The sequence below is a fragment of the Salinicoccus halodurans genome, from assembly GCF_900114445.1.
GTDB lineage: Bacteria > Bacillota > Bacilli > Staphylococcales > Salinicoccaceae > Salinicoccus > Salinicoccus halodurans.
Map to the genome: position 1 here is coordinate 60,722 of NZ_FOTB01000006.1, position 25,325 is coordinate 86,046.

23 protein-coding genes and 1 pseudogene are annotated in these 25,325 nt (G+C 44.6%); 5 read left to right on the forward strand and 19 right to left on the reverse strand.

What is annotated here, in order from left to right; translation table 11 throughout:
- Positions 1-123 precede the first annotated feature (123 nt).
- From pyk to BM271_RS12615, 8 genes are all read right to left on the reverse strand, one after another.
- On the reverse strand, positions 124-1,884 hold the full coding sequence (gene pyk, locus BM271_RS12580) for a pyruvate kinase (protein WP_046790423.1): 1,761 nt from the start codon (positions 1,882-1,884) through the stop codon (positions 124-126).
- Between the two features lie 13 nt (positions 1,885-1,897).
- Complete coding sequence (pfkA, locus tag BM271_RS12585) at positions 1,898-2,857, reverse strand: 6-phosphofructokinase (RefSeq protein WP_046790424.1); 960 nt, start codon at positions 2,855-2,857, stop codon at positions 1,898-1,900.
- A gap of 110 nt (positions 2,858-2,967) precedes the next feature.
- Positions 2,968-3,921, reverse strand: a complete 954-nt coding sequence (locus BM271_RS12590; protein ID WP_046790425.1) for an acetyl-CoA carboxylase carboxyltransferase subunit alpha — start codon at positions 3,919-3,921, stop codon at positions 2,968-2,970.
- Between the two features lie 2 nt (positions 3,922-3,923).
- Positions 3,924-4,775 (reverse strand): acetyl-CoA carboxylase, carboxyltransferase subunit beta, encoded by an 852-nt coding sequence (gene accD, locus BM271_RS12595; RefSeq protein ID WP_046790426.1) that lies wholly within the window; start codon positions 4,773-4,775, stop codon positions 3,924-3,926.
- Between the two features lie 19 nt (positions 4,776-4,794).
- Entirely contained in the window at positions 4,795-5,220 is a 426-nt protein-coding gene (locus BM271_RS12600) for a FadR/GntR family transcriptional regulator (RefSeq protein ID WP_046790427.1), read from the reverse strand.
- A gap of 13 nt (positions 5,221-5,233) precedes the next feature.
- The gene (gene ystJ, locus BM271_RS12605; RefSeq protein ID WP_046790428.1) at positions 5,234-6,457 is read right to left on the reverse strand and encodes an NADP-dependent malic enzyme; all 1,224 of its coding nucleotides are present in this window, start codon (positions 6,455-6,457) and stop codon (positions 5,234-5,236) included.
- A gap of 71 nt (positions 6,458-6,528) precedes the next feature.
- Positions 6,529-9,675, reverse strand: a complete 3,147-nt coding sequence (locus tag BM271_RS12610; RefSeq protein ID WP_046790429.1) for a DNA polymerase III subunit alpha — start codon at positions 9,673-9,675, stop codon at positions 6,529-6,531.
- Between the two features lie 18 nt (positions 9,676-9,693).
- On the reverse strand, positions 9,694-10,656 hold the full coding sequence (locus BM271_RS12615; protein ID WP_052749866.1) for a DHH family phosphoesterase: 963 nt from the start codon (positions 10,654-10,656) through the stop codon (positions 9,694-9,696).
- Between the two features lie 77 nt (positions 10,657-10,733).
- Here BM271_RS12615 and BM271_RS12620 point away from each other — a divergent pair, with 77 nt between their 5' ends.
- Positions 10,734-11,090, forward strand: a complete 357-nt coding sequence (locus BM271_RS12620; RefSeq protein WP_046790430.1) for a YtpI family protein — start codon at positions 10,734-10,736, stop codon at positions 11,088-11,090.
- A gap of 20 nt (positions 11,091-11,110) precedes the next feature.
- Here BM271_RS12620 and BM271_RS12625 read toward each other — a convergent pair whose 3' ends face one another.
- Together BM271_RS12625 and BM271_RS12630 are read right to left on the reverse strand one after the other, a co-directional pair.
- Positions 11,111-12,385, reverse strand: a complete 1,275-nt coding sequence (locus BM271_RS12625) for a DRTGG domain-containing protein (RefSeq protein ID WP_046790431.1) — start codon at positions 12,383-12,385, stop codon at positions 11,111-11,113.
- Positions 12,386-12,464: 79 nt separating this feature from the next.
- Positions 12,465-13,151: a metal-dependent hydrolase gene (locus BM271_RS12630; protein ID WP_046790432.1), complete on the reverse strand. Its 687-nt coding sequence runs from the start codon at positions 13,149-13,151 to the stop codon at positions 12,465-12,467.
- Between the two features lie 104 nt (positions 13,152-13,255).
- Here BM271_RS12630 and BM271_RS12635 point away from each other — a divergent pair, with 104 nt between their 5' ends.
- Positions 13,256-13,837: a hypothetical protein gene (locus tag BM271_RS12635; RefSeq protein ID WP_046790433.1), complete on the forward strand. Its 582-nt coding sequence runs from the start codon at positions 13,256-13,258 to the stop codon at positions 13,835-13,837.
- A gap of 64 nt (positions 13,838-13,901) precedes the next feature.
- Positions 13,902-15,030 (forward strand): annotated as a pseudogene (locus BM271_RS12640) (alcohol dehydrogenase catalytic domain-containing protein); the annotation flags it as partial.
- Positions 15,031-15,073: 43 nt separating this feature from the next.
- Here BM271_RS12640 and ald read toward each other — a convergent pair.
- Positions 15,074-16,186 (reverse strand): alanine dehydrogenase, encoded by a 1,113-nt coding sequence (gene ald / locus BM271_RS12645; RefSeq protein ID WP_046790434.1) that lies wholly within the window; start codon positions 16,184-16,186, stop codon positions 15,074-15,076.
- Between the two features lie 144 nt (positions 16,187-16,330).
- Between ald and BM271_RS12650 the strand changes: the two genes are divergently transcribed.
- Positions 16,331-16,831, forward strand: a complete 501-nt coding sequence (locus BM271_RS12650) for a universal stress protein (protein WP_046790435.1) — start codon at positions 16,331-16,333, stop codon at positions 16,829-16,831.
- Between the two features lie 62 nt (positions 16,832-16,893).
- Here the strand turns inward: BM271_RS12650 and BM271_RS12655 are convergent, their stop codons facing one another.
- From BM271_RS12655 to sppA, 5 genes are all read right to left on the reverse strand, one after another.
- On the reverse strand, positions 16,894-18,084 hold the full coding sequence (locus BM271_RS12655; protein WP_046790436.1) for an acetate kinase: 1,191 nt from the start codon (positions 18,082-18,084) through the stop codon (positions 16,894-16,896).
- Positions 18,085-18,102: 18 nt separating this feature from the next.
- The gene (locus tag BM271_RS12660) at positions 18,103-19,002 is read right to left on the reverse strand and encodes a class I SAM-dependent methyltransferase (RefSeq protein WP_046790437.1); all 900 of its coding nucleotides are present in this window, start codon (positions 19,000-19,002) and stop codon (positions 18,103-18,105) included.
- A gap of 72 nt (positions 19,003-19,074) precedes the next feature.
- Positions 19,075-19,572: a thiol peroxidase gene (gene tpx, locus BM271_RS12665; RefSeq protein WP_046790438.1), complete on the reverse strand. Its 498-nt coding sequence runs from the start codon at positions 19,570-19,572 to the stop codon at positions 19,075-19,077.
- Positions 19,565-20,143: an RDD family protein gene (locus BM271_RS12670; RefSeq protein WP_046790439.1), complete on the reverse strand. Its 579-nt coding sequence runs from the start codon at positions 20,141-20,143 to the stop codon at positions 19,565-19,567. The genes tpx and BM271_RS12670 overlap by 8 nt, the downstream gene beginning before the upstream one ends.
- An 11-nt stretch (positions 20,144-20,154) precedes the next feature.
- Complete coding sequence (gene sppA, locus BM271_RS12675; RefSeq protein WP_046790440.1) at positions 20,155-21,156, reverse strand: signal peptide peptidase SppA; 1,002 nt, start codon at positions 21,154-21,156, stop codon at positions 20,155-20,157.
- A gap of 231 nt (positions 21,157-21,387) precedes the next feature.
- Here sppA and BM271_RS12680 point away from each other — a divergent pair, with 231 nt between their 5' ends.
- Positions 21,388-22,194 carry an NAD kinase gene (locus BM271_RS12680; protein ID WP_046790441.1) on the forward strand — a complete coding sequence of 269 codons (807 nt, stop codon included), beginning with the start codon at positions 21,388-21,390 and terminating at the stop codon, positions 22,192-22,194.
- An 18-nt stretch (positions 22,195-22,212) separates the two neighbouring features.
- Here the strand turns inward: BM271_RS12680 and BM271_RS12685 are convergent, their stop codons facing one another.
- From BM271_RS12685 to BM271_RS12695, 3 genes are read right to left on the reverse strand one after another with little or no spacing between them, the layout of a single operon-like run.
- The gene (locus tag BM271_RS12685; protein ID WP_046790442.1) at positions 22,213-22,983 is read right to left on the reverse strand and encodes a TSUP family transporter; all 771 of its coding nucleotides are present in this window, start codon (positions 22,981-22,983) and stop codon (positions 22,213-22,215) included.
- 8 nt (positions 22,984-22,991) lie between these two features.
- Positions 22,992-24,191 (reverse strand): tRNA uracil 4-sulfurtransferase ThiI, encoded by a 1,200-nt coding sequence (gene thiI, locus BM271_RS12690; protein ID WP_046790443.1) that lies wholly within the window; start codon positions 24,189-24,191, stop codon positions 22,992-22,994.
- Positions 24,188-25,306 (reverse strand): cysteine desulfurase family protein, encoded by a 1,119-nt coding sequence (locus BM271_RS12695; RefSeq protein ID WP_234960620.1) that lies wholly within the window; start codon positions 25,304-25,306, stop codon positions 24,188-24,190. The genes thiI and BM271_RS12695 overlap by 4 nt, the downstream gene beginning before the upstream one ends.
- Positions 25,307-25,325 lie beyond the last annotated feature (19 nt).

A 25,325-nucleotide genomic window follows, 5' to 3' on the forward strand; every position in this document is an offset into this window, starting at 1 on the left:
CACCTCAACATCATTATACCGGCCCACTACAATCTCCACAACAATAAAAAATACATGCCAAAGCCCCGGAAACCAGGTTGTCACATAGTTTCCGGGGCGTACATCATTAATGATCAATTTTTATTACAGTACATTTGCATGCCCGCTGAATATACAGTTTTGTTCTGCATCTATAGTGACCACCATACCATCTTCCAACACACCGAATGCATCCGTCGCCCCGACAATTGTCGGCAGATTGAGGTTCAATCCGATGATTGCCCCGTGTGAAGTCAGTCCGCCCTCAACAGTTACAATACCGGCGGCATTCTCCAGATGTTCCGTCATTTCCGGTTCAACAGATTGTACGACCACAACTTTATCTTCGACATCCTTTTTTGTTATCTCTGAAGCAGAATTAAGGACTACTGTTTCTGCCACTGCGCTTCTTCTTCCGATGCCCTGTGCACGGATGAGCACATCTCCGACAATATGAAGTTTCATCAGATTAGTAGTACCCGCTTCGCCTGCCGGAACACCTGCCGTGATGATCAGCAGATCGCCATACGTTGCAAAGCCCTGCTCCAATGCAGCTGATACCGAAGTATTCAGAAGGGCATCCGTATCTCTTCTGCCTTCTCTCAGCACAGGATGAACGCCCCATACAAGCTGCAGCTGGCGGGCAACCTTATCATGTGGTGTAACAGCAACGATGTCTGCATGCGGACGATACTTGGAAATCATTCTCGCAGTATGCCCGGATTCCGTTGCCGCCACTATTGCCTTACATTTCAAATTCAATGCCGTATGCGCAACAGAAACACCGATTGCAGTTACCATGTTCGTATGCAGGGATTTTGTCCGCTCTGACAACAGCTTTTTGTAATCCTGTGCATCTTCTGCAGAAGCAGCGATACTCGCCATTGTCTGTACGGATTCAAGCGGATAGTCACCTGCTGCTGTTTCACCACTGAGCATCACTGCGTCTGTACCATCGTAGATAGCATTTGCCACGTCACTCGCTTCTGCACGTGTACATCTTGGGTTGTGCTGCATGGAATCGAGCATCTGGGTGGCAGTAATTACCGGTTTGCCCAACAGATTACATTTTTTAATCAGATCTTTCTGCACCATCGGTACAGATTCTGGCGGGATTTCGACACCCATATCTCCGCGGGCAACCATCAAGCCATCTGAGACCTCAAGTATGCCGTCGATGTTGTCGATTCCTTCCTGATTTTCTATTTTAGGGATTATTTTAATGGACTCGGCTGATTTTTCCTCAAGCAGCTCACGGATTTCTAGTACATCACTGCTCGTACGGATAAAGCTCGCCGCGATGAAATCAATGTCCTCACCAATACCGAAAATGATATCTTCCCGGTCTTTATCAGTAATCCCCGGAAGCTTTACGGAAACACCAGGTACATTTACCCCTTTTTTGTTTTTAAGGACGCCATCATTAAGCACGCGGCAATGGATTTCACCTTTATCATGCTGGATGTTCTCAATTTTCAGTTCCACAAGCCCATCATCTAGGAGAATACGATCCTGAGTATCCACATCGTCAATCAAACCTGCATAAGTAACTGAGAATTTCTCGCTGGTACCAACGACTTCTTCCATGGAAACGATGATTTTCTGGTCTTTTTCAAGTTCTATCGCTCCGCCTTCCATAGAGTTCGTGCGTATTTCCGGCCCTTTCGTATCCAGCAGTATTGCTACTGTCTTATCCAATCTGTCAGCAGTCTTTCTGATATTTTCAATACGTGCACGGTGTTCCTCATGATCTCCGTGGGAGAAATTGAGGCGTGCCACGTTCATTCCAGCCTCAATCAGTTTTTCCAGCATATCCGGGTGTTCAGAAGCCGGTCCGATAGTACATACGATTTTTGTATTACGCATTTATAATTTCCTCCTATATAGATAACTCTTTAGAGAGTCTGAATAATCCTTCATCAATTTTATGGTGTTCTTCGAACACTTTGTCAAAGCTGGTTTTTGAAAGGCTGTTATTTTCGATACCCACGGCATGTCCGCTTACGCCTTCGAGCAGCAGTTCAACTGCATATGCTCCGAGCCTTGAGGCCAGCACCCGGTCATTGCCGGTCGGTTTCCCTCCGCGCTGCATATGTCCCAGAACACTTTCGCGAGTATCGACGTTTATATACTTACGAAGCTCTCCTCCACATTCAGAAGCACTCATTACACCTTCTGCAACAATGATGATGGAATGCTTCTTACCCCTGTTCATCCCTGTTTCAATCCGTTCTGCAACTGATTTGATATCAGAGGATGCTTCCGGAATCAAAATGGTTTCTGCACCGCCTGCAACCCCTGCCCATAGTGCAAGGTCACCTGCGTCCCGTCCCATCACTTCGATAATGAATGTACGTTCATGACTGGTCGCAGTATCCCTGATCCTGTCGACAGCGTCTACAACAGTATTCAGAGCAGTATCAAAACCGATTGTAAAGTCAGTACCGTTGATATCATTATCAATGGTGCCCGGTACGCCAATCGTCTTGATCCCTTCTTCATTCAGTCTCTGTGCTCCTCTGTAGGAACCGTCGCCCCCGATGACAACCAGCGAATCGATGCCGCGTTTTTTCAGATTATCGATACCTTCTTGCCTTACATCAGGTTCGATGAATTCGGGACATCTGGCAGAGTAGAGCTTTGTCCCTCCTCTTTGGATGATATCACCGACATCCCCAAGTTCGAGTTTTTTAATATTATCATTTACAAGACCCTGATAGCCCTGGTAAACACCATATACTTCTATACCTTCATAAATACTTTTACGAACGACAGCACGGAAAGCTGCGTTCATACCGGGTGCGTCTCCACCACTTGTTAATACCGCAATTTTTTTCATGAGGTAACCTCCGTTGATTGATTGTCTTAAATTAAAAATAGCACATCAGTATACCTTAGCCAAGTATTGCCCCTCTGAAACCGTTTTACACATAAAAAGAACAGTCAGCATTAAGACTGTTCTTCATAGATACCAATATCCATATATTTCTGATAGCGGTTTTCCATCAGAGCATCTCTGTCCAGGGTGGACAATTCGTCCAGGTGTTTCTCAAGTGTTTCATCAAGTGAACGGTATACTGCATCTCTGTCGTTGTGTGCACCGCCCTGAGGTTCTCTGATTACTTCATCTGCAATGCCGAGTGACTTTAAATCATTCGCTGTAATCTTCAATGATTCTGCTGCTATCTCTTTCAATGAAGCATCTTTGAAGAGGATACTTGCTGCGCCTTCAGGTGAAATCACCGAATAGGTTGCATTTTCAAGCATCAGCAGCCGATTGCAGACACCGAGCGCCAATGCACCGCCGGATCCGCCCTCGCCGATGACGATGCTTATAACCGGAACTTTCAAACCGGCCATCTCAACAAGGTTCCGGGCGATGGATTCGCTTTGACCGCGTTCTTCCGCCGCCCTGCCCGGATATGCCCCCTTGGTATCGATGAGACAGATGACCGGGCGGTTGAATTTATCCGCCTGTTTCATAAGTCTCAGGGCTTTTCTGTAACCGTCAGGATGCGCCATGCCGAAGTTGCGCTTAATATTATCTTTCGTATCACGTCCGCGCTGATGTCCGATGATAGTGACAGGACTGCCCTTGTACGTAGCGATTCCACCGACAACCGCGGCATCATCACTGTAGACACGGTCTCCAAAAAATTCGATGAAATCATCGAATACGGCATCGATATATTCCAAGGTCGTAGGCCGTTTTATATACCTTGCGATTTCCACACGTTGCCATGGCGTCAGATTGTTATAGATTTCATCTTTCTTGTCTGTTACTTTCTTTTCAAGAAAACTGATTTCTTTTGTCAGGTCGAGCTTGTTTTTCACTGCGTACTTTTCAAGCTCGCCGATCTTTTCTTCCAGTTCCAGTATGGGTTTTTCAAATTCGAACGCCATGACTACACCCCGCTATGCATTCTGAGTATTTTTCCGAGATAGTCTTTCATATCATTACGATCGACAACCCGATCCAATTGACCATGTTTAAGCAAGAATTCCGCCGTCTGGAAATCATCAGGCAATTTTTCCTTGATGGTCTCTTCTATGACACGTCTGCCCGCAAAACCGATCAAGGCACCAGTCTCGGCCAGATTTATGTCACCAACTGAAGCGAAGCTGGCGGATACGCCGCCTGTAGTCGGGTTCGTCATATAGGCAATATACAAAAGACCTGCCTGGTTATGCTTCTCAATCGCCACACTGACTTTCGCCATCTGCATCAGGGACACTATCCCTTCCTGCATCCGGGCCCCGCCGCTTGCTGTGAAGACGATGACCGGCAATCCTCTTTCAGTGGCGTGACTGAATGATCTGGCCAGTTTTTCACCGACAGCAGAACCCATGCTTCCCATTCTGAAGCGAGAATCCATGATTGCAACGACTGCTCTGGTTCCCTCTATTTCGCCTTCCGCACAAACGACCGCCTCATTCAGGCCGGTTTTTTGCTTATCTTTTTCAAGCTTTGATTCATAGTTTGGGAATTCCAGAGGATTGGCCGATGTCACTTCTTCAAAGAGAATTGTAAATGTACCTTCATCCATCAATGCTTCCATGCGTTCCGTGCTGCTGATCGGCAGATGATGATTGCAGTTTGTACAGACGTTCAGTCTTTTATACAGTTCTTTAGAATAAAGGATTTTTTTACAGTTTGGGCACTTAGTCATGATTGACGCACTGTTTTCGAACGTTCCGTCATTCGAGTCAGTTTCATTTACTTTTTTGTTCAGCTTGGAAAACAAGTCTTTTAACATACTTAACCCCTTGCTTCTATTACGAATTGAAGGCTCGTGAATATTTATCGAGCAAAACGTGAATTTTTTTTAATATTTGATTGTCATCATCATAAACAGACATATTCTCATTGTCATGCTTTGATCTGACATGATGTTCAATCATTTCTTTAATCTCTATAATTTCATTCTGCTGCCTTTTGGTTCTGATCAAATACTTTCCAATCAATTGAAATAACTGATGGTTGTCAATATCAGCAAGGAAAGTACCTTCCCCGCGACGTACATATATGATGCCCAGGAGTTCAAGCGCCCTGAGTGCTTCTCTGACACTTTGACGGCTGACATTAAGTTCATCCTTCAAATACCTCTCACTGGGGAGCTTTTCGCCCACCTGGATATTTTCAGCCTCAATCAGGTTATGAATTTGTTCTACGATATGTTCCAAACCCGTTCTTTCTTCCATAGTCCCCCCGTAATTACTGCGTTAGATTTAACGTATTCTGATAGACCTCTTCCGGATCCACTTTAATACGGCTGACACCGCTTTCCATCGCTGCTTTTGCTACTGCTTTTGCAACGTTCGGAGCGACCTCTTTGTTGAATGCATCCGGGATGACATAATCGCTTCTCAATTCATCTTCTGAAATCAGGTCGGCAATCGCCACGACAGCTGCTTTTTTCATTTCATCATTGATATGGGTCGCCCTTACATCGAGCGCACCTCTGAAAATACCCGGAAAAGCAAGTACATTGTTAATCTGGTTGGGGAAATCACTGCGTCCTGTACCCATGATGCTTGCCCCGGCCGCTTTTGCAACGTCCGGCATGATTTCAGGGTTTGGGTTAGCCATCGCAAAGATGATCGGATCTTCTGCCATCGACTTCACCATATCCTCAGTCAGTGCCCCTTCGATGGAAACACCGATAAACACATCTGCATCTTTAATGACGTCTTCGAGACCGCCCTGAATCTGCTTTTGGTTTGTGAACTCTGCGAGTCTCTCTTTAGTTGGATTCATTCCGTTCGGGCGACCTTCATAGATCGCGCCTCTGGAGTCACACATTACCATTTCTTTGACGCCGAAACTGTAAAGAAGATTGACAATCGCTACACCTGCAGCACCTGCACCGTTGAGGACTACCTTGATCTTGTTCAGGGAACGGTTTGTGAGCTTCAGGGCATTTACAAGACCACTCAGGGTTACGATTGCAGTCCCATGCTGATCATCATGAAAAATAGGAATATCCGTCTCGCGGCTCAGTCTTTCCTCAATTTCAAAGCATCTCGGTGCAGAAATATCTTCAAGGTTGATACCTCCGAAGATAGGGGTCATCAATTTGACCGTATTGACAATTTCATCCACATCATTAGTTTCAAGGGCAATCGGGAATGAATCCACCCCAGCGAAGTTTTTGAATAGTGCACTCTTACCTTCCATTACAGGAAGGCTTGCCTTGGCACCAATGTTGCCGAGTCCCAGGACTGCAGATCCGTCTGTCACCACCCCTACCGTATTACTTTTTATCGTATAATCAAAGACTGTTCGTTCATCTTCATAAATTTCTTTGCATGGCTCTGCAACGCCTGGAGAATAGGCAAGACTGAGTGCCTCTCTATCTTTGATTTCCACTTTGGAATTTACTGAAAGTTTTCCTTGCTTTTGCTTGTGCATGTGTAGTGCATCATCTCTTAGCGACAAATTGATCTCCCTTTCTCTGAGTGGTCATACCACTTTTTATATTAACATTATCAATATTCTGTGACAACAAATTATCTTAAAATGCGTATATCCTCTTTATCTGTCGTGGATATCAGCGCGGACAGGTCTTGTAATTTTATCCGGCCGATTTCTTCCCGTTTAGCGAAATTCGATACCGGGATTCCTGTGTTGCCCAGTACTCCGCCAAGATCATATTTATCCGCATGCCTTATGAATACCTGACGCGCAGATTTTAAAAACTCTTTCTCAAAAATTTCAGGCAGAGCGACATCATCTATAATCAGTTGCTTCTGCCCTTTTCTTTCTTCGATTCTGCCTGAAGTCACCAGCATCTTATCAGAAAGTTTCGAATGTATATTGAAATATACTTTGGGGAAGATTACGGCTTCAATTTCTTCGAAGCCGTCAGAAACCCTGGCGAATGCCATATTCTGACCTTTTTTAGTACGGATAACTTTTACATTCTCGTAGAAGAGCAGATACTCGCCCCGCCGCTTACTGTGATGGAGCAGAGAGAAAGGAATATACTGCATTGCCCGGTGTTTCAGCTTGATCGGATGTTCTGATATATAGAAGCCGAATACTTCCTTTTCCCCTTCAAGCATTTCCAGCGGGTCCATCTCATCGGCATATTGATATTCTTTCTTGACGCTGAACCCCAATGTACTCAGAAATGAGTCATGTGAATATTCTTCTGCATTTATGGAATCCACAATGGACAAAGACTGCAGCATAGTTTTCCTGTTTTCCTCAAAACCATCCAAAGCTCCCGAAATGATCAGCTGCCTCAGCATCTTCTTGTTCAGATTAACGGTGTTGACTCGTGTTTTCAAATCGTAAAGGTCTTTGAAAAGTCCATTTTTCCTCTCATCTATGATTGCTTCGGCAGTCCGGAATGTAATTCCTCTGATCATGCCGAGGCCCAGTCTGATACCGTTATCGGCCGTGTTCATCCACACAGAATGATTGATGTCGGGTGGCAGTATCTTTATCCTCAGCTGTCTGATTTCATCCGTGACCTGCTTTATCTTTACATCATTGCCGAAATGATGCGTTAAAATGACAGAATAAAAGATCTCGGGATACTTTGTCTTTATATACGCAAGTATATAGGAAATCCGGCTGTATGCAATCGCATGGCTTTTGACGAAGCCATAATCGGCAAATTCCATGATGAGATCGAATATGAATCGGCCAAGCTTTACACCGTAGCCTTTTTCTTTTGCCCCATTTTCAAAATGGGAACGTTCTTTTTCCAGCGTCACTCTGTCCTTCTTGCTCATTGCCCGTCTGAGTATATCTGCTTCAGCATAGGAATAGCCGGCGATTTTTGAAGCGATCAGCATGATCTGCTCCTGATACACGATGACCCCATATGTTTCCTTTAATATCTCCTCCAGATCAGGATGCGGGTATTCCACTTTTTCGGGGTTCTCTTTCCCTTCTATGAAATGCGGAATCTCCTTCATCGGTCCCGGTCTGTAAAGCGCTATGACTGCTGCCAGATCCAAAAATCCGGAAGGGTTCACATCCTGAATGACTTTGCGTATGCCATCCGATTCCAGCTGGAATATGCCCAGTGTGACTCCTTTTGCAAGCAGGCGGTATACATCCGCTTCATTTTCAGGAATCTCCTTCATATTAAAGCCCGGATCGATTTTCCGGATTTTATTGACCATATATCTGATCAAAGACAAATTCCGCAGGCCCAGGACGTCAATTTTAAGCAGCCCTGCCGACTCCACTTCTGTCATTGTCCACTGGCTAAGGGTATGGCCGTCGGGGAAAATGACGGGAACGACATCTGTCAACGGACTTTCACTCAACAGTACTCCAGCAGCGTGTGTTGAAGAGTGTCTCGGAAGCCCTTCGATCTTCATGCATATATCTGCATATGTCTTATATTTATCATCCGTTTCCATCAAAGAACGGTAGGATTCACTCGAAAAGACTTTTTCAAGAGACACTCCCGGCGTATCGGGGATGATGCTTGAAATCAGCTTCAACTCCTCTTCGGAAAAACCGAAAACCCTGCCGACATCCCTTGCCGCCATTTTCGCACTCAAAGTGCCATATGTGATAATATGCGAGACATTCATCGTGCCGTACTTTCCGATTAGATAATCGACAATCTCATCCCTCCGCGTATCCTCGAAATCTATATCTATATCCGGCATCGTCACACGTTCAGGATTGAGAAAACGTTCAAACAGCAAATTATACTTCAACGGGTCAATTTCCGTAATATTCAACAGATAGGAAACGAGGCTGGCACTCGAGGATCCCCGTCCGGGTCCGACATAGACACCAGAATTTTTGGCGTAATTGACGGCATCCTGTACAATCAGGAAGTAATCTTCATATCCCATTTCAATGATGATGTCATATTCATACTTGAGCCGATCGGTGTATTCCCTTCCACCATCAGTCACTTGGGAAAGCCGTTCTGTGAGCAGCTGCCATAAATATTCTTTGGAACCGTGATTATCTTCATGGGGGAACCGGGGCAGGACATGTTCTGTTTCAGGAATGGAGACATTACATTTCTCTGCGAGCTGCCGGCTGTGTTCCAGACAGGATTTTTCTTCATCGTCAAGATCGGCAAAAGTTTTAACGAATGCCGTCCCTTTCTGCTCAAGAGTTTCATTCACATCCAGCCGTACATTATCCCGAATCGCATTGAGTACATTGACTGCAGGCAGATCATGTGAAAACAGATAATGGGAAGCTTCGGCATACACTTTTGTAAAAGCTTCCCCGCCGACATCATGGGACTGATATTTATCACTGCCGTCAATTTGCAGGGACTCGAGCACTTCTGTGCCGGCACCACTTTTTGCTACAGCAATACACTCACCGATATTGTCCTTGAGATACTTCAGCGGTGTGTGGGTGATGGATTTATAAGAAAGCATCGCTGACAGCCTTATAAGCTCCCTGTAACCCTGGTCATTTTTTGCAATCAGTATCAAAGGGATGCCCTCCATACCGTCAGCAACCTTTATCTCCATGCCTACCAAAGGTTTTATACCGTATTTTGGTGCCTGCTGCAAAAAACTGTATACGCCGTGCATACGGTTGAAATCTGTCAGAGCAACGGACTGCTGCCCATCCCGGGATACCTTTTCTAAAAGTTCATCAATTTTAATATTGCTGTTTAAAAAGTCAAAACAGCTGTGTACGTTCAAATTGATCATGGACAACTATGCTCCTTTCTAGAGTTTGTCATCCAGCGCTGCTATTACCTCGCTGATACCTTCTTTGGATGACAGACTCGCACCGCTGGCAAATGGATGTCCCCCGCCGCCAAACTGTTTTGCGACATCGTTTATCACCGTATCTTTGGAGCGGAGTCTCACGCGGATTTCATCTTCCTCCTCCACTGCCATGAACCATATCTTCGCTTCTTCGATTTCCCTGTAAAGGTTAACACTCATGCTCGCTTCATTACTTGTCAGTTCATATTTTCTAAGCACTGATTTCGGCACCCATACAGAGAGTACTCCTTTTTCAGTGATTTCGAAATTATCGATCAGATAGCCTTTGAACCTGAACTGATTGATGGATTGGACATTCATCAACTGCATATCTTTCGCTGCATTAAAGTCGAATTTTTTAAGTTCAGAAGCGATTTTGTGGGTCATACTGCTTGTATTGCTGAATAAAAATCTGCCTGTATCTCCGACAATGCCCGCAAACAGGACTCTTGCAGATTCATCATTGATATAGTCATTATCGAATCCCCATAGAGAGGTGAGAAGATAAATAAGTTCTGAAGTGGATGAAACACCCGTTTCAACTATATTGATATCTCCATAAGAATCATGGTCGGGATGGTGATCGATTTTAATCACCTTTTCACCGACGGAAAGATCGCCGTCTATACGATCCTTGTTTGCCGTATCCAATACGATCAGCAAAGGATTCTCAAGTGTTGAAACTGTATCCATCCGTCCTAAATAATTCAGGGATTCTTCCTCTTCCCCAAGTGCGGTGATGGATTTATTCGGAAAGATTACCTTTAAAATTGCCTTTAATCCAAGCTGTGATCCCAGTGCATCGGGATCGGGCCTTACATGACGCATTATGATGATTTCATCATATTTGTTGATCAGGTTGAGCACTTCTTTGTAATGTGCTTTTAATTGCGGAAACTGTTTTATATATTCTGTGAACAATTGAGATTCTCCCCTTGTAAATATTTACTTGGTCAGCATTATAAATTATACTACAATATGGAATGGAGTTGTATCAGATGGAAATGTTGTTTCAAATATCAGTATCTGTTCTGGTTACCCTGCTTCTGGTCAGCCTTTTCATGTTCCTGCTTTTCAAAGTAAGGGAAATCAGAAGTAAACGCGATGTTCAAACTGCACATTTTAACAGTATAGCAAGAATCTGGCTTGGCCTGCTCATCCTCTCTTTCGGGTTGAACACCGTGGTTCAGTTTCAAACAGCTGTTTCCTATATAATAGGTGCGTTATTCGTGCTGTTGGGGGCTTATAACATCTGGCATTTCAACGCAGCCAGAAAGTATTTCAAAGGCAATCTGCCAATCGAAGAAAAAGCATGGCAGGAGTTTGAACGCAAACAGCGTCAAACCGGAAAATAGACAAGTGGGAGTCCGCTTGTCTATTTTTTGTGATCGCTGTAATGCTGGATCATTAGCATGGCCTTGGATAATATCCCTCCATCTGTAGAAGTTTCCACTTCCAACCTTAAAAACTGGTCTCCGAGATCGATGATGTTGCCTTCGAGGACGATTTCCTGGTTGAGCTGCACGAGCTTTACGTTCATCAGGTTGAGGGAATCGATATGATAACTGTGAATATCGTAACTCTGCAGCACCACACCCGTCAGACGCTCCATCAGTCTCATGAACGCGGACTGGGTGATGCTTCCGTATTCATCCGTCATGAAAGGCATGACTTTCATGCGGATCTTGTTCTCATCGATTCTTATTTCGCGGTCAATCACTTCTTCAGATGACATGCCCGTACTGAGTTTTCTGGGCTCGAATTCTTTGAATACATCCCTTCGGTGGACAACGCCCAGAAACTGGTTATCATTATCTACAACAGGAACAATATTGAGCTGATGCCAGCTCATCACCTGTCTGAGTCTCTGCAGAGTACTCGACGGCGGCACTTCGATATCTGGCTGTATCCATTCTTTGTACCGGTTTCTGTCCACCCAAGAAATATCAGAAGATCTAATAGTTCCGAGATATCTCTCCCCGTCCACCAGGACAGTCACTTTATCCGCCGGCATATATTCACGTGCATCGCCAATTTCCAAATCATATACATATTCTTCCTGTTTGATTACAAGGTCAGCTGCTGTAACTACATTGGTCATCAGCGACCTGCTGTAGAGCTCCCTCTGGATTACAGATGCCACTGAAAATGTATCTGCACTCGTGGAAATGACGGGAAGTCCCAATGATTCTGCTCTTTCAATGATTCCCGCAGCCGGACCGAAGCCACCGGTAATCAGCATCCCTGAACGGTTGCCCAAAGCCCGCCACTGGGCATCTTCGCGGTTGCCCACAATCAGCAGTGCACCTTCTTCAAGGTATGTTTCAAGTGCTTCTGTACGCATTGCACCGATGATGAAACGTGTTATTTCATGGTTCATCCCTTTTCTCCCTGCAAGGATGGTCCCCTGTATGACCCGGTTCACCTGCTGGAATGTCAGATTTCCGTCTCCATGGGATTCCCGCCGAGCAACGCGGATAGTGCCCACTCTTTCTATCGTTTTGACAAGACCTTCCTTTTCGGCGAATTTTATCGCCCGGTAGCTGGTACCGTCCGATACACCCAGATTTGCCGATACCTGTCTCACTGAAATTTTGGCACCTTCCGGCAGAGCGTGTATATATTCGAGTATTTCATCATGTTTTGACATTTGATCACCTTAAACTCATTATATAATAAAAATAAGGAACACGGCGAGTGTTCCTTACATTATCAAAAACCATGTCAATTTAAAACTTCACTTCTTCGCCGGCTTCGAGCACCTGGCATTCGGTGGATAATTTATTTTTAAATGTTTCAGGATCCTGTTTGATCGGCGGGAAAGTATTATAATGGACCGGCACTGCGATTTTAGGCTGTACCAGCTTATCCGTGGCGTACACCGCATCATCGATTCCCATTGTGAAATTATCTCCGATCGGCACAAAGAACACATCAAACGGTCCGTTCAGATCTGATATCAGTTTCATATCGCCGAAAATTCCTGTATCACCTGCATGATAGATTTTCTTCCCCCCGGCTTCAATGATGATGCCGGTCGGCATGCCTGTATAGATGAGGTCCGCGTCTTCCCCTAATGTATAGCTCGAACTGTGGAAAGCATGCACAAATTTAACCGAACCGAATTCGAATTCATTTTTGCCGCCGATGTTCATTGCCACAACTTCAACACCATTGCTTCCGATATAATCCGCAAGTTCAACCGGAGCGATGACTGTGGCGTTTGTACGCTTTGCGATTTCCACCGTATCCCCCACATGATCGTTGTGGCCGTGTGTCAGTACAATATAGTCGGCCTCAACTTCATCCGCGTTTAAATCAGTGAGTTCGTTGCCTGTAATGAACGGGTCAACGATAAGTTTGAAGCCGTCGTTTTCCACTATTACAATCGAATGTCCATGATAGCTGATTTTCATTATGAAAATACTCCCTTTCGATTAATTTAATATACATAGTTATACTACCCTTTCGTCCCGGGTTTAATGCATCATATGATACAATTTCCTATGAGGTGAGTCATGTGAAAACTATCCAGGGAAATCACAGTTTATCAGAAAAATTTACATCCGAAATACTTGCAAAAAAAGATCTGAGCACACCGAATTCAGTGTTGCCCGGTATGAAGAAAGCCCTCTATCCCGAATCGGAAATCTTCGCATCATTGAATCATTGGGAAGAAAAAGACCGGTTCCTGTTGCAGAACATAATCATCGAGACCGCCCGAAAGATGGAAGGAGCCGATGGATTCATTACAGACCAGATATTTTCGGATCATTATCATCATCTGGACCTCAGGTTTGTCAGCGAACTGTCCAAAATCATTGCTGACAGACACTTCATCGTGGGCCCGCAGTTCAGTAAAGTACCCGCTTTCCTTCAAAGCCGTCTGCTGGATGAACTTGTTGATCATGATGTATCCGGCATCATGTATGACGTTAGAAATTTGAATATGGACGATTTCAGTGCACTGCAGCCTCTTGCAAAACTTAAAATCCATGCAAAAAAACGCATCGTCATCATTCCGCTCGTCAGCGATGAGACTCAGATGAAGCAGTTGACCGGCAACATACCGTTTGAAGCAGTCGCCATTCATGCCCGATAACAGGTTTACCTGCTGACTGTAAGCGAATAATACACCTGACTATCATATAAAGGATGTGTCATTTATGCAGGCAGTTACTGTGCAGGGCAAGAACAAAGTGAAAGTCAAAAAGATGAAAACTCCCGAAATACAGAATGGAACAGATATGATCATCCGGGTAACTTCAACAGCCATTTGCGGATCTGATCTTCATCTCTACAGAAAGAGCATGCCGATTTCTGATGATTACATCATCGGCCATGAACCGATGGGGATTGTCGAAGAAGTCGGTCCGGGTGTGAAGAATATTAAAAAAAGGTGACCGCGTTGTCTTACCGTTCAATGTCAGCTGTGGCGAATGCCACTTCTGTAAAAATCAGATGGAGAGTCAGTGTGATGTTGCAAATCCACATGCAGATACAGGCGCCTATTTCGGCTATTCTGAAGCATTCGGCAATTATCCGGGCGGACAGGCGGAATATTTAAGAGTGCCTTACGCCGATTTCACATCTTTCGTAGTGCCTGAAGAAAGCGAACTCGAGGATGAAAGTCTTTTATTCCTTTCCGATGTTATGCTGACAGCATACTGGAGTGTGGAAAACAGCGGTGTCAAAAAAGGTGACACAGTCGTCATACTGGGTTCAGGTCCGATCGGCCTCATCACACAGAAGTTTGCATGGATGAAAGGTGCAAGCCGTGTCATCGCCGTGGATCATGATAAGGTGCGGCTCAATCATGCCAAACATACCAACAATGTGGAAACGTTCAACTATACTGAATACGATGATATCGGGAAGCACCTGCACGAGAAGACAAAAGGCGGGGCCGAAGTGGTCATCGACTGTGTCGGCATGGACGGGGACATCACCGTAAAAGACCGTATCAAAACCCTTGCCGGACAGGTTGGTACAATCGATCCGATCATTACAGCGGCCGATGCAGTGAAGAAGTTCGGAACCATCCAGCTCACAGGTGTGTACGGTGCGCCGGCCGCCGGTTATCCACTGCCCCAGATATTCTCGAGAAATGTGACGGTGAAGAGCGGACAGGCGCCCGTCATACATTACATGCCCGAGCTGTATCAGATGGTGGAAAACAAAAAGATCGACCCCACCGATATAATCACACACAATGTTCCGCTTAAAAAAGCCGAAAAAATGTATAAGACGTTTGACAGCCATGATGACGGCTGCATCAAAGTCGTCATGAAACCATTAAAAACAGCCTCCGGGAAATTCGGAGGCTGTTTCAATGTATTTACAGCAATGTTTCTATGTCAGTATATTCAAGGTTCTGCGCTTCTGCGACAGCCCTGTATGTCACATGACCTTCATATGTGTTGAATCCACCGAGCAGCACAGGATTCTGTTTCGCCGCTTCCCTATAGCCTTTATTGGCAATCTGCAGTCCATAATTCATTGTTGCATTTGTCAGTGCAATTGTAGAAGTACGCGGAACAGCACCAGGCATATTTGCAACTGCATAGTGGACGACTTCATGTTTGACGTAAACAGGATCATCATGCGTTGTCACTTTATCAGTCGTTTCGAAAATTCCGCCCTGATCGATTGCGATATCAACAATGACTGAACCCGGATTCATCGACTTGATCATATTTTCTGTGACAAGTCTCGGCGCTTTTGCTCCAGGAATAAGAACAGCTCCGACCACAAGGTCACTTTCTTTGACTGCCTGGGCAATATTGAGCGGTGATGACATCAGCGTCTGCACACTCGCACCGAATAAGTCATCAAGCTCTCTCAACCGTTTAGGATTAAGGTCTAATATAGTGACATCCGCTCCGAGACCGACTGCCATTTTAGCAGCATTGGTGCCCGCCATACCCCCGCCGATAATGGTTACTTTTCCACGGGAAACACCGGGCACACCACTAAGGAGGATGCCTTTCCCTCCATTTATTTTCTGTAAGTATTCTGCACCGATTTGGGTTGCCATGCGTCCTGCTACTTCACTCATAGGTGAAAGAAGTGGGAGTGAGCCATCCGGTGCCTGAATTGTTTCATATGCGATTGCCACAACTTTTTTCTCTAAAAGCGCTTTCGTTAATTCGGTCTCTGGAGCGAGATGAAGATAAGTAAATAAAATTAAATTCTCTTTGAAAAAGCCGAACTCCTCCGCAAGGGGTTCTTTAACTTTTACCACCATTTCCGCATCCCATGCTTCAGCCGCATCCTTCGCGATTTTAGCGCCGGCTTCAACGTAATCTGCATCTTCAAAATAAGAACCTGAACCTGCGTTGGTTTCAACTAAAACTGTATGCCCCGCCTCAACAAAAGCATGGACGCCGCCAGGTGTTAAGCCAACCCGGCTTTCATTATTTTTAATTTCTTTTGGAACACCAATAATCATTGCAAAATCTCCTTTCTCCAATGAAGCAATTGTAACACAAAGTTAACAAAACAGTCATGATAATTGAGTCACAAAAGTTATAAAATTCTAAATTGTGGTATAGTATATATGAAAGCGATATCTCACTTGAAAGGGGCAATAAAAATGCTTAAGTATAATAACATTCTTATCGCAGTAGACGGATCAAGAGAGGCTGAGTGGGCATTCCATAAAGCGATTGAAATTGCAAAGCGTAACGATTCAACACTTTCAGTCATCAACGTTATTGATACCCGTTCATTTGCATCAGTCGAAGCCTATGACCGCACGATTTCCCAGAGGGCTAATGATTTTGCGCAGAAGCTGCTTGACGGCTATGAAGAACTGGCAGTGGAAAGAGGCGTTACAGATGTCGTCAAGATCATTGATTACGGTTCTCCAAAATCCATAATCCCTAAAAAAGCTGTCAAAAAGACAGGTGCAGATCTCATCGCCTGTGGTGCAACAGGCCTTAACGCAGTGGAGAGATTCATCATCGGTTCTGTCTCCGAGAGCATTGTACGTCACGCCCCTTGTGATGTATTGGTCGTCAGAACAGAAAATCTTCCGGATGACTTCGAGCCGGTCGTCGCCACTGAAGAATTCATGAACGAAAATAAACAGTAACAGTAATGAATGAACAAATGACAAAATCTCCGGAATCAATTGATTCCGGAGATTTTGTTTTTTTACAGGCCTGCAATACTCATTACATCGCGGGCGATCATTACTTCTTCATTTGTCGGAATGATGATGATCTTGACCGGTGAATAAGGATGGTTGATGAATTTCTCCTGTCCACGTACATCGTTGGATGTCACATCGAAGTAGACGCCCATGAACTCAAGCCCTTCCAGCACTTTTGCACGGACGATATCGGAGTTCTCCCCTACACCCGCTGTAAAGATGATAGCATCAAGTCCGCCCATCCGTGTTGCGTATGATCCCATGTATTTGTGGATGCGTTCACCGAATACTTCCAATGCCAGTTCGGCTCTTTCATTGCCTTTTTGAGCTTCTTCCTCGATATCACGCAGATCACTTGAAAATCCGCTGACGCCAAGAAGTCCTGATTCCTTATTGAGAACATTCAATACTTCTACAGCTGATTTACCTGTCTTCTCCATGATATATGGAATAAGAGCCGGATCGATATTCCCCGACCGTGTACCCATTGTCACCCCGGCTAGCGGCGTGAATCCCATTGAAGTATCGATGGATTCTCCGCCTCTTACAGCCGCGATACTCGCGCCGTTACCGAGGTGGCAGCTGATGATCCGGAGTTCTTCGAGCGGTCTGTTCATCAGCTCGGCCGCTCTCTGGGTGACATATTTATGGCTGGTGCCGTGGAAACCATATTTGCGGATTCCATAGTCTTTATAATAGTTGTACGGAAGACTGTAAAGATATGAGCTTTCAGGCATTGTCTGGTGGAATGACGTATCGAACACAGCAACATGCGGTACATCAGGAAGCTGCTCCCTGAATGCATTGATGCCCATCAGGTTGGCCGGGTTGTGCAGCGGCGCCAGTTCGCTCAATTTTTGAATTTCTTTGACAACTTCATCATCAATCAGTACAGACTCATCGAACACTTCCCCGCCGTGGACGACGCGGTGGCCGCTTGCGTCTATATCATTGATGCTGCTGATAACACCATTTTCAACTAGTTTTTCAAGCATGAGGTTCACTGCTTCCTCATGATTTCTGAAATCCTGGTTTATTGTTTTTTTCTCACCATCTACTGTGATGGAGAATATACCATTATCCAAGCCTATTCTCTCTACGAGTCCTTTGGCTATCTCTTTTTCTTCGGGCATTTCGAACAGTTGGAATTTGAATGAAGAACTGCCCGCATTTATCGCAATTATTTTAGACATATTTTCCTCCAGATAACATTAATAGCTATTAGCATAACTATCATACCATGATTCTGTCTGTGCTAAAAAGTGTTTGAACTGTTCCACATTTTTAAAATCCGGTATGTCACCAATCAGCACTTCATTGTTTTTGAGTGGTGAAAAATTCTTTTTAAGAACTATGATGGATTTCCTCTGGTTTTCAGTTTTGAATATGGAATTTGGTAAATTCAGGAACATCAATAACGTTGCTGATTCAGACAGATACTTTTTAATCGTCTCATTTTTTTCTTCCAGCATGTTTGATGGTACTACAAATACCCCAAGCCCATCATCTTTAACATAATTCATCGCACTTTCCAGCATTAGAAGATGTGCATAGCTTTTTTCATCTTTAAAGGCTGTGGTGAGCCCCTCCACTTCAAGCGGATAATACCCCACCGGCAGGTCTCCCATGGCTGCATCCACTTCCGGCAGCCTCACCGGTTCGATGATGTTCTGCGGATATATATCCATCGGCGCTTCCAGGTAATCACAGAGATGCACATTCATCTGTGCAAGCAAAGGATCGACTTCCACTCCGAACAGTTCAGTGTCTTTGATCTGCTCTTTCACTGTCATGGACAGGTGACCTGTACCGCTTCCCGCATCGAGCAGTTTAATCGGATCTTTATTGAACAGCTGGAGCAGATGAGAGATGAAATAACCGATTGCATCCGGTGTCAGCTGATGATTCGGCTGAACTTTTTCTTCCTTTACATGATAAAGATAGGCGAATTGGAATGCTTTTCTCAAATCGCTGTATGACCCCGTCTTTTCCACACGGATGAGTGCTTCCCCTAATGCCTCCAGCCTTGAAGCATCCGGATTACTCTCAAGCAGGCGGTCGGACTCTTCTATAAGTGCATGATAAACATTTTCCATCTGTGATAATTCCATTTTAAATCCCTCATTAACATAAAATAGGGACTGCCCTAAGCGGACAGTCCGATAAGTCATTGTACTATTATATTATATAGACTCCAATGCTTCAATCGCTTTGTCGTAATTCGGATGATCTGTACCTTCAGGCACATATTCTGCATATACGACTTTGTTATTTTCATCCAGAATGAAAACGCTGCGTGCAAGCAGTCTGAGCTCTTCCATTACCACACCGTAGTTTTTACCGAAAGAAAGATCTTTATGATCGCTCAGTGTGACTGCATTATCCAATCCTTCGTCTGCCGTCCATCTTTTCTGAGCAAAAGGAAGGTCGTTCGAGATTGTCAGGACGACTGTATTATCAACATTCGCCACTCTTTCGTTGAAAGTTTTGGTCTGAGTGCTGCAAACGCCAGTATCTATTGACGGAATAACACTGATCAATTTTTTCCTGCCGTCATAATCACTGAGTTTCACTTCTGACAAATCAGTGCTTAAAACTGAGAAATCCGGTGCCTGGTCCCCAGCTTTCACTTCGTTTCCGATCAATGTCATAGGGTTTCCTTTGAATGTTACATTAGCCATTTTGTAGATCATCCTCCTGATAATTTTGCTTTCTGTTATATGTTTCCCTGAATAAATGTGCCTTAACCATATTTTTATAGCCCTGATAATTATTTTTCACAACATAAGTATCTGCAAAGAAATCATGCAGCCCAATCCTGTTTTCCGTGAATATGATCATCAGATACGGGATATAGGCGAGTGAATTGTTGATAAAGCGCCCCACAAGTTCGCGATATAAGACTTGCGTGAAACTGAGTCCTCTGCCATCTTTATCAATGACGCTGATGCCCGTGATCATTTTCCCCAGTGTCTGGCGGAAAAAGTAAGTCATCAGGATAAAATAAAGGAAATAAAGCAGCCCTGAAGCGATGTTGTCCACACTGAATATCGGAAGCCAGAAATGCAGGTCTTTGATGTCAAGCATGCCGAGTATCGGATAAATGAGGATTTGTGACGCCGCCCAGATTACAATCACGTCGATGAGGTAACTGACGAGTCTCGTGAAGAAATGAGCAGTTGCCATGTAATCCAGCTTATCCATCAATGAATCTCTATCAGTGTCGGGCTGGTATCTTTCAGTATGTTCCAATTGAATCCCCCCTATTTCTCATACAGGTACATAGGCGTCATGCCCTGCCTGTTATCCAGCAATGATTCAATCTTATCGATTTCGCTCCTGCCTGTTATGTCTGAAATAAGACTCTTGGCTTTATAGCTTAATGAAAAATTGTTCGCCCCGCCAGCACCATACTCGATGACCTGTGGATTACCGCCTACTTCCTCTTTCAGCGCTGCAGTGGCATCCTCAAGATAGCCCATCTGATCGACCAGACCATTTTCAACAGCAGCCTCTCCCATATAAATGCGGCCATCCGCCAGGTTCTTGACCTCTTCCTCACTCATGTCCCTGCCTTCTGCAACGACATCGACGAAATCCTGGTACATGTCATCGACCATGCTCTGTACATATTGGGCCTCTTCCTCACTCGGATCTTTATGGCCGCTGAGCATTTCTTTCATATCGCCGCTGGCATATGTTTCGAATTCAACTCCGAAATCTTCTGCAAGCTGGCTGTAGTTGACACTCTGCATGATGACGCCGATTGAACCTGTCATTGTTTCGTTGGAGGCAAATATCTGATCAGCCGGGGCAGAGACATAATATCCGCCGGAGGCTGCCATGCCTCCCATTGAACTGTAGATCGTCTTTCCGGCTTCTTTTATCTGCTGCAGGTATTTATGGATTTCAGCACTTTCGTAAACACCGCCACCCGGAGAGTTCACATTAAGCAAAACGCCTTTTATCGTATCATCTTTGATAATCTGTTTGAGGGACTCGATCACCAATGTATGATTATACCCTTCTCCGCCGAACATGCCCGGCTGCTGCCCTGAATCCATGATCGTACCTTCAATATTGATCAAGGCGATTCTGTTTGAAGCATCTCCTTCTTCTATGACAGTCGAAGGCGGAAATGCACCTCCCGAAAATTCACTAAAAACATCTTCCCAGTCGCTTGCCCACATCGCGTTGAATACAGAGGCTATGACCCCGAATACGACAAGCGCCAGTGCGATGACAACCGCTATGATACGCTTCAAAAAACCAGTCCTTCCTTATGTATTATATCCATTGATAATGATACCATACAGTGAATAATTTTTAACGCATCTTCCCCTGCAGACATCAAATTGGGGAAAATCCCGTCTTTTATTCCGCGGTAATGAAAATCACCATATCGCTGAATTGTTAAACAAGCATGATATGTGGTATAAAAGTAATAGATATTGACTATGGACAGGCTAGACAAATAGTAATTAGGAGTGAATGGTTTGAATAACAACATTTATAAAACAGTATATTTCTTTGCTCCTCATGGTGAAGAGACTAAAGAAGTGCATGATGAACTGTCCGACCTTTTCGCAAGGCACGGGATCGAAGAAGTGCAATCGAGTGATGATGCAGAAATCATTGCCTCCATCGGCGGAGATGGTGAATTTCTACAGTCGGTAAGAAAGAACAATTTTCGCGATGACTGTGTGTATCTCGGAATTGCCGTAGACGAGTCGAATTACTTCTATGTTGATTTCCATTACCGCGATATAAAAACACTGGAGGAAGCGATTGACCAGGATAATCTGGATGTGCGCAATTATCCACTTCTCGAAGTCAGCATCAACGATAACAAACCAAGTTATTGTCTCAATGAATTTACATTGCGTTCCAGCATTGTCAAAACGATTAAGATGGACGTCTATATCAACGATTTCCTGTTCGAACAATTTAACGGAGACGGCATTCTGGTAGCAACGCCCACGGGCTCGACAGGCTATAATAAATCTCTTGGCGGCTCGGTCGTCGACCCTCTCATCCATGCGATGCAGGTGACGGAACTTGCCAGTGTCAACAATAATACACACAGGACACTCGGAACAAGTTTCCTTCTGAACAAGGACAGACCGCTTACACTTCTGATCGATAAAAACGTCGATTACTACCCTATCATGTCCCTGGACAATGATGCATTAAGTGTCCGCAATACAGAAAAAATCGAAGTCGGAATCAGTGACAAACTGATCAAGACACTGAAACTCAAAGACAATACATTCTGGCATAAAGCACAAAGAAACTTCCTCTGATCTTCAGAGGAAGTTTCTTTATATCCCACCCTGGATAAAATCATATATGTTTTTTAAGATCAGCACAGAAGTAACTATGATGAACAGCATTTTTACATATCCCACGCCTTTTGAAATCGCAAGGTGTGCACCGGCATATGACCCCAGCACCATGCTTGCCGCCATTGCCAGGCCATAAGTGTAGTTCACTTCGCCCATAAGCATGAACAGTGACAATGCGCCTATGTTGCTCCCAAAGTTCAATACTTTGGCGTTTCCTGCCGCCCGCAGGAAATCAAAACCGGTAAACAGCATGAGGAACATCAGGAAAGAACCTGTGCCACCGCCCATAAAACCATCATAAAATCCGATGATGACAGCAAAAACAATCAGTATGACAATCTTCCGGGCAGTCAATACATTTTCCTTTTCAATCGCGCCCCAGTTTTTCTTGAATAATGTATAGATGAGAACGACGATCAGCATCACCAGGACCAATGGTTTCAAAACTTCTCCTGGCAGTCTTACGGCGATGAACGCACCGATTACAGAGACGGCAAAGCTCACAGGGAATAGTTTCATCATCATCTTGAAATCCACATTCCTGGATCTTAAAAACTTCATAGAACTCGTAAATGATCCGAATGCGGAAGAGAGTTTATTAGTGCCCAGGGCGGTAGCCGGAGACAGACCGGCAGCGAGAAGTGCAGGGATGGAAATAAGTCCGCCCCCGCCCACTACGGCATCTATGAAGGCGGCTATAAATCCCAATACGACGATCAGCAGCAGTACCGAGAGTTCGATTTCCACTGATCAGCCTACAACAGTGCGTCGAATGCATTTTCGCTTTCTTTCGCATCCGTCTCATATACTTCTATATTTTCAAGCGCCTTTTCTATCATGGATTCAAAATCGACATTAGATTCAAATTTGAGCACTTTATCAAGTGCCGGCTTCGTCTTGGGTGCTTTTGGTTTAAATATGGTACAGCAGTCTTCAAACGGCATGATCGATGTTTCGTACGTATCATATTCTTTCGCCATCCTGACTATGTCGTTCTTTTCAAGTGTGAGAAGCGGTCTTAACACCGGGTAATTTGTCACAGCATTGATTGCATGCATGCTTGTGAGTGTCTGGGAGGCCACCTGACCCAGATTTTCGCCATTGACGATTGCTTCTGCGTCCACTTTCCACGCCAGTTTTTCAGCAATCCTTAACATGATGCGCCGTGTCGATGTCATGGACATGTTATCCGGAATCTTATCATAAAGTGTTGTCTGAAGTTCCGTGAACGGGACAATATGAAGTTTAATATCCACGCCGGTGCGTTCTGACATGATGTCAACCAGCCGCTTCACTTTTTCTGTTGCCTGCAGACTCGTATACGGCGGAGAATGGAAATGGATTGCTTCCAGCTCCACTCCCTTTTTCATGATTTCAAAGCCGGCAACCGGCGAATCTATGCCCCCCGAAAGCATCAGTAGTGCTTTGCCGCCTGTACCGGCCGGCAGTCCGCCTACACATTTGATTACATCATGATACATATAGATACCATCCAGCCTCACTTCAACCATCACTTTGTAATCAGGGTTTCTCACATCAACTTCGATATTTTCAGTATTTCTCAGGAGAAGTCCCCCGAGCATGTCCTGTATATCGAAAGTCTTCAAATGGAACTCTTTATCCGCACGTTTCACTTCGATTTTAAAAGTACTGCCTCCTTTAAAACCGCCGGCAAAATTCAACGCCGTCTCTTTCATGGCATCCTCGGTCCTGTCCATCTTCACAACCGGTGAGACGCTTAAAATCCCTGTAACATGTTTCAATGCATCCATCACTTCATACGGATCTGCATCAAATAATTCTATATATGCACGATCTCTGTTCGCCTTTACTTTGACATCAAAACCCTCAAGTGTCCGTATCATTGTCTTTCTGATTGCATTCACAAACATTTTTCTGTTTTTCGTCTTTAAAGTCAACTCTCCGTATCTCACTAAAATGTGGTCATATTTCATTTTAGTACACCTCCTATTTCCTTGTGTACGCCCTTAAGAGCTTCAATTAACATATCTGCTTCTTCATCCGTTGTAAAGTTTGAATAGGATATTCTGATACTCCCTTTCACCACTGCCGCTTTATTGTTCATTGCCATCAGCGTTTCGTTCAAACTTGCAAGTTTCGAAGCACAGGCGCTTGTTGTTGAAACCATGATATCCCGTGCACCGAGGGCGTTCACAATAACCTCACCCTGCGCACCTTCAAAAGATATATTCACGATATGCGGCACACCGCCCGGTTGGAGATGTATTGACGGCAGACCTGTCACGGCCTTTCTGAGATGTTCACTGTATCCGCTTATTCTTTCGTGGTTCTTCTCCATGTCCTGAACACTGATCCTCAGTGCTTTCGCCATTGCAGCAATGGCGCCGAGGTTGACTGTACCGCTTCTGATATTGAATTCATGCCCCCCGCCGTAGTAGACAGGATCCAGAGATTTGACCTGTTTTGCAAGCAACGCCCCTGCACCTTTCAAACCATGAAACTTATGTGCACTCAGACTTAACGTATCCACACCGGAAAAATTCATTTTAATTTTTCCTGCCGCCTGTGTTGCATCGACGTGGAAATGTACTTTTGGATAATCCTTTAACAGATCTGCGATTTCAGCAACAGGCTGGATGGCACCTGTTATGTTATTGACCGCCATGACAGTGACGAATACCACATCCCCATCCAGCAGCTCTTTCAGACTTTCCAGATTCACTTGGCCGTCTGCAGTAGTCCTGATGTATTTGACATCAAACCCCTCTGCTTTCATCGCTTCGACTGTATTGAGCACACTGGGATGTTCAAGCTCGCTCATCAGCACCGTCCTGCCAAACTGTTTCTTTTTCTTCAGTACGCTCTGGATGGCAATATTGTTACTCTCTGTCGCCCCTGATGTGAATACACATTCAAATCCTTCGAGATCCAGCAGATTCAATATTTGTTTTCTTGATGCCTCAAGCAGTTTGTCCGCATTTCTGCCTTCCTGATGGATACTTGCAGTATTAAAATAATATGTCCTGTTCACCTTTTCGAATGTTGACAAAGCTTCCTCATATGGACGCGTTGTTGCTGCGTTATCCATGTATATCAAAATACCACTC